Here is a 3,698-nt window from a genome sequence, read left to right as displayed (position 1 = left end):
ACTTCCCCTTTGATTTTTTTTATTTCAGCTCATACCTTATCTTTTCGTTATTTTTAATTTTATTATTTAGTTTTTTTATCTTTTTTATATTTTTTGATTGTTCTATATTTTGTAATTTTGTATCATACTCTTTCTTTGTATTTTTACAAGACATTAATAAACTTATACCCAAAATTAAAAATAGTACTCCCAACAATAAAAACATACCTTTTCCTCTTTCTTAATTAAATTAAAATTTCTATATATCATTTATTATATACTAAATTTTCTGATTTTAAATTAACATATTAGAATAAATATACTATAATTATAATATATAGTATATAAGTAAACTTTTTAGGAGGGGATTTATGAGAAAAAATTCTGAGAAAATAGCTATACTAATACTTATCCCTATGCTCTTGTTACTTTAGTTTTTACATTAAAAACTATGTGATAAATAAAAAATAAATGAGCTACAAATACTGTAGCTCATTTATTTTTTATTAAACCAAATTCTTATATTGTTTTAGAAAATCCTTTATAGCTTGAGTTATTATTTCTTGTTTAGTATGATCAGAATTGCTACATAATCGTTCAAACTCTTCCCATGTGGATTTTTCAACTTGAACTCTAGTACTTTTTAAATCAGTCATATCACATTTCTCTATCAAAATATCTTTTTTAGATTTCGTTGTCTTTGGTTTAAGTGATTTTATATCTTTAACTGATAAATACCAGTCATAAACTTCGCAAAGTTTATCTAAATCTTCAGCACTAACATTAACCTTCGCTGGTTTAGCTTTATATACCTTTGGGATTTTGGTATTATTAGTTTTTGAACTTTTTTTAGAATTGTTACTAGAAACATTACTTTTTTTTGTTTTTGTAGATGTTTTAGTATCTTTAGATGATGATTTAGATGCTTTAGCCGAATTTATTGTTAACTCTAATTGTTTTACATCTTGCTTTGAATCATTTTCAAGAATACCATCTTTTTTTACATACTTTCCTTTTACTGATTTATATCCATTTTTATTTAAAAAACGTCTTAAAGCTTTTATATCTGAATCCAATTGAGTTGCTATTTCATCAATTGATATTCCTTTATTTTGTAGTTTTAAAAACTTATCTAATTTTTGTTTATCTGTCATTTTTCATCCCTCCAAACTAATCACTATAAATTATAACACGTAATTGGTATTAAATACAAAAAAACTCCAAACATATATTCGGAGTTTTAATTTACATTAACTTCGTATTTTATTTCTACCCTTCTTGATTTATTTCTATTGACACTGTCATCATTATTTTTTATAGGTTCAGCTTTAGATCTACCTACAGCTATTATATCTTCTGTTAGTTTATCTTTATACTTATAATCTCCTATTTCATCTCCAACTATAAAGTTTACCACACTGAAAGCTCTTCTTTGTGATAAGTCTAAGTTATATATATATGTTCCTACATCATCAGTATGGCCTTCTACTATTATTTTAGATATATAATCACCATAATCTTTATATATAGTTTCAGCGTACTTAGGAACAAATACTTTTAAGATTTCTTTAGCTTCTGGCTTTAACTGATCACTATCTGTATCAAATAATGCAGTTTCTCCAAATGTAACTTCTCCACTTTCCTTGTCAATTTCTATTGGAATTCCATTTTCTTTTAAAGTTTGTTTTACTGAATTATTAACGTTACTTGCTATTCCTTGTTCTACTCCTCCAACCATACTTTCAGAGCTAATTAAAAGCATTATAACAACCATTAAAATCGTTGCTAATAAATCTGTAAATGTAGGCCAAAAATTACTATGTTCTTCCTCTTTATTTACAGTTCTTCTATATTTATTTATCATACTCTAATTCCTCTTCTTCATCATCATCATACAATTCAATTTCGTCTAATTCATCTAAATCGAAAGTTTGGTTGGGATTATCATAAACTTCATTATTTTTAACAGCAGATTCTAATGATATTGAATTTGACATGTCTAAAGCTTCTTTATATATATCTATATACTTAAATACAAGTTCTAGTTGGTCAATTACTGATCTAGCCTGCTCATCTATAACGGATGTTAACTTGTGTATATCCTCTTTTAAGGTTACATTGTTTTCATTCATACTATTTTGTTTTATAAGTAAATTATTTTCGTGAGAGATTAACTTCACCATAAGATCTTGTATATTTCTTTCATATAATGCAAATCCAGCATTTACATCTCTTATATAGTCTTTAATAGCAAGTTGACTTTGATTTACTGTTTTTATATCTTTTGAAGACTCTTTTACATTTTCTACTATTTCATTATAAATTTTACTTTGAGATTCATATGTATCAAATAACTTAACAAATTTTAAATTAAGTATACTAAATTGTTTATCTAATTTTCTTATGCTTTGATCAAACGCCTTTATAGAATCGTTTGATCCATTTAACATATTACCTAATTGCCCTATAGAAGATATAAAATCGTCATTAAAGTCATGTAAATCTTTAGAAATCTTATCAAATCTTTCTATAGCGCTTATGGCCTTACTGATATCCTTTATACATACCTTAATTTCATTTAACTTTGAATCTAAAACTTCTCCTTTGTTATTGCTAGATTTAACTGTCATAATATTTTCTAGTTTAAGCATCAATTGTAACAGTATACTCTCGCAATTTTTATATTTTATATATGCATTTATGGTTACTGAACATATTATCCCTACAATACTTGTAGCGAATGCGATTTGCATACTGCCTATAGCAAGAGTCATTGAGTTTACGATATCACTCTTATCGATACTTGCAAGAGTTATTGTAAGTCCTACAAATGTACCCAAAACTCCTAACAATATGCATAATGAAGGTGAACTCTTAACAGCTTTTATTTCATTTATTATAATCTTACTATCTTTAGAAAAGTCAGATATAACTTCTTCTACAAATGTGTTCATGTTTATTTCTGCATATGGATATGTGCTTTTATATGATTCGTACTTATTATTAGCAATAGATACTATATCACTTTCTTCTGGATTTAAATTTAACTCCTTCAATTTCTCTTGCACAAAATCATAGATTTTATTGTTTTTTATAACGTTTATAACTGAGTGAATTATTGTAATACCTATAAATATTAATGTTATAGGATTTGTAAATATCGATGTAAATAAATTACTTATTATACTTCCCATACTAACCTCCTTAATTGAATGTGTTTTAATAATATATATGTACATACTAGTTAAAATAGACAAAAAATAAGAAGATACCTTTGGTTTAACTTCAAGGTACCTTCTAAGATATAAATACTATTTTTATACTCAAGCTACTTCTGATAAATTTATGGGTTTTATCTGTATTAATGTAGATAACTCAGAAGCTAAGGTTTAATGTAGAGAGTATTTTTAATAGTTAAATATTTAATCTTATTAAAGAATATGAATATATATATAAATATGTTACTTATTTTAGTATAAAAATTAATTTTAAAGGTAATACTATTATCAGTTAGGTTTTGAAGTTGGAAAGGGTCCAATACTCTACTTAAAGGTTTTAAGTAATTGTGAGAGATGCAGAATTACTCGCTCTGCCAAACCTAATTTAGATAGAAGAGTGTCTTTTATAAGGCACTCTTCATTTATGTTTAATTTAAAATATAAATTATGTATATATTTATATAGTGAAATTAAATACTTTGATATTAATATATATTAATA

4 protein-coding genes are annotated in these 3,698 nt (G+C 25.1%); all 4 read right to left on the bottom strand.

Going from position 1 to position 3,698, the window contains the following annotated elements; genetic code table 11:
- Positions 1-19: 19 nt before the first annotated feature.
- The 4 genes from LEQ07_RS19450 to LEQ07_RS19435 all read right to left on the bottom strand — a co-directional run bounded on the left by LEQ07_RS19450 (position 20) and on the right by LEQ07_RS19435 (position 3,173).
- Positions 20-205, bottom strand: a complete 186-nt coding sequence (locus tag LEQ07_RS19450) for a hypothetical protein (RefSeq protein ID WP_263331903.1) — start codon at positions 203-205, stop codon at positions 20-22.
- A 280-nt stretch (positions 206-485) separates the two neighbouring features.
- Positions 486-1,133 (bottom strand): hypothetical protein, encoded by a 648-nt coding sequence (locus tag LEQ07_RS19445; RefSeq protein WP_046822133.1) that lies wholly within the window; start codon positions 1,131-1,133, stop codon positions 486-488.
- 86 nt (positions 1,134-1,219) lie between these two features.
- On the bottom strand, positions 1,220-1,843 hold the full coding sequence (locus tag LEQ07_RS19440) for an OmpA family protein (protein ID WP_263331901.1): 624 nt from the start codon (positions 1,841-1,843) through the stop codon (positions 1,220-1,222).
- Positions 1,833-3,173, bottom strand: coding sequence for a MotA/TolQ/ExbB proton channel family protein (locus LEQ07_RS19435; RefSeq protein WP_046822135.1), 1,341 nt, complete (start codon positions 3,171-3,173; stop codon positions 1,833-1,835). Before LEQ07_RS19435 ends, LEQ07_RS19440 begins: the two co-directional genes overlap by 11 nt.
- Positions 3,174-3,698: the final 525 nt, after the last annotated feature.

The sequence above is a fragment of the Paraclostridium sp. AKS73 genome, from assembly GCF_025671395.1.
GTDB lineage: Bacteria > Bacillota > Clostridia > Peptostreptococcales > Peptostreptococcaceae > Paraclostridium > Paraclostridium benzoelyticum.
This window is presented reverse-complemented; position numbering and strand designations above follow the sequence as displayed.

What these genes read in the sequence shown, in the direction of transcription:
- LEQ07_RS19450 (WP_263331903.1), bottom strand. Translation starts at nt 205, where the DNA reads ATGTTTTTATTGTTGGGAGTACTATTTTTAATTTTGGGTATAAGTTTA.
- LEQ07_RS19445 (WP_046822133.1), bottom strand. Translation starts at nt 1,133, where the DNA reads ATGACAGATAAACAAAAATTAGATAAGTTTTTAAAACTACAAAATAAA.
- LEQ07_RS19440 (WP_263331901.1), bottom strand. Translation starts at nt 1,843, where the DNA reads ATGATAAATAAATATAGAAGAACTGTAAATAAAGAGGAAGAACATAGT.
- LEQ07_RS19435 (WP_046822135.1), bottom strand. Translation starts at nt 3,173, where the DNA reads ATGGGAAGTATAATAAGTAATTTATTTACATCGATATTTACAAATCCT.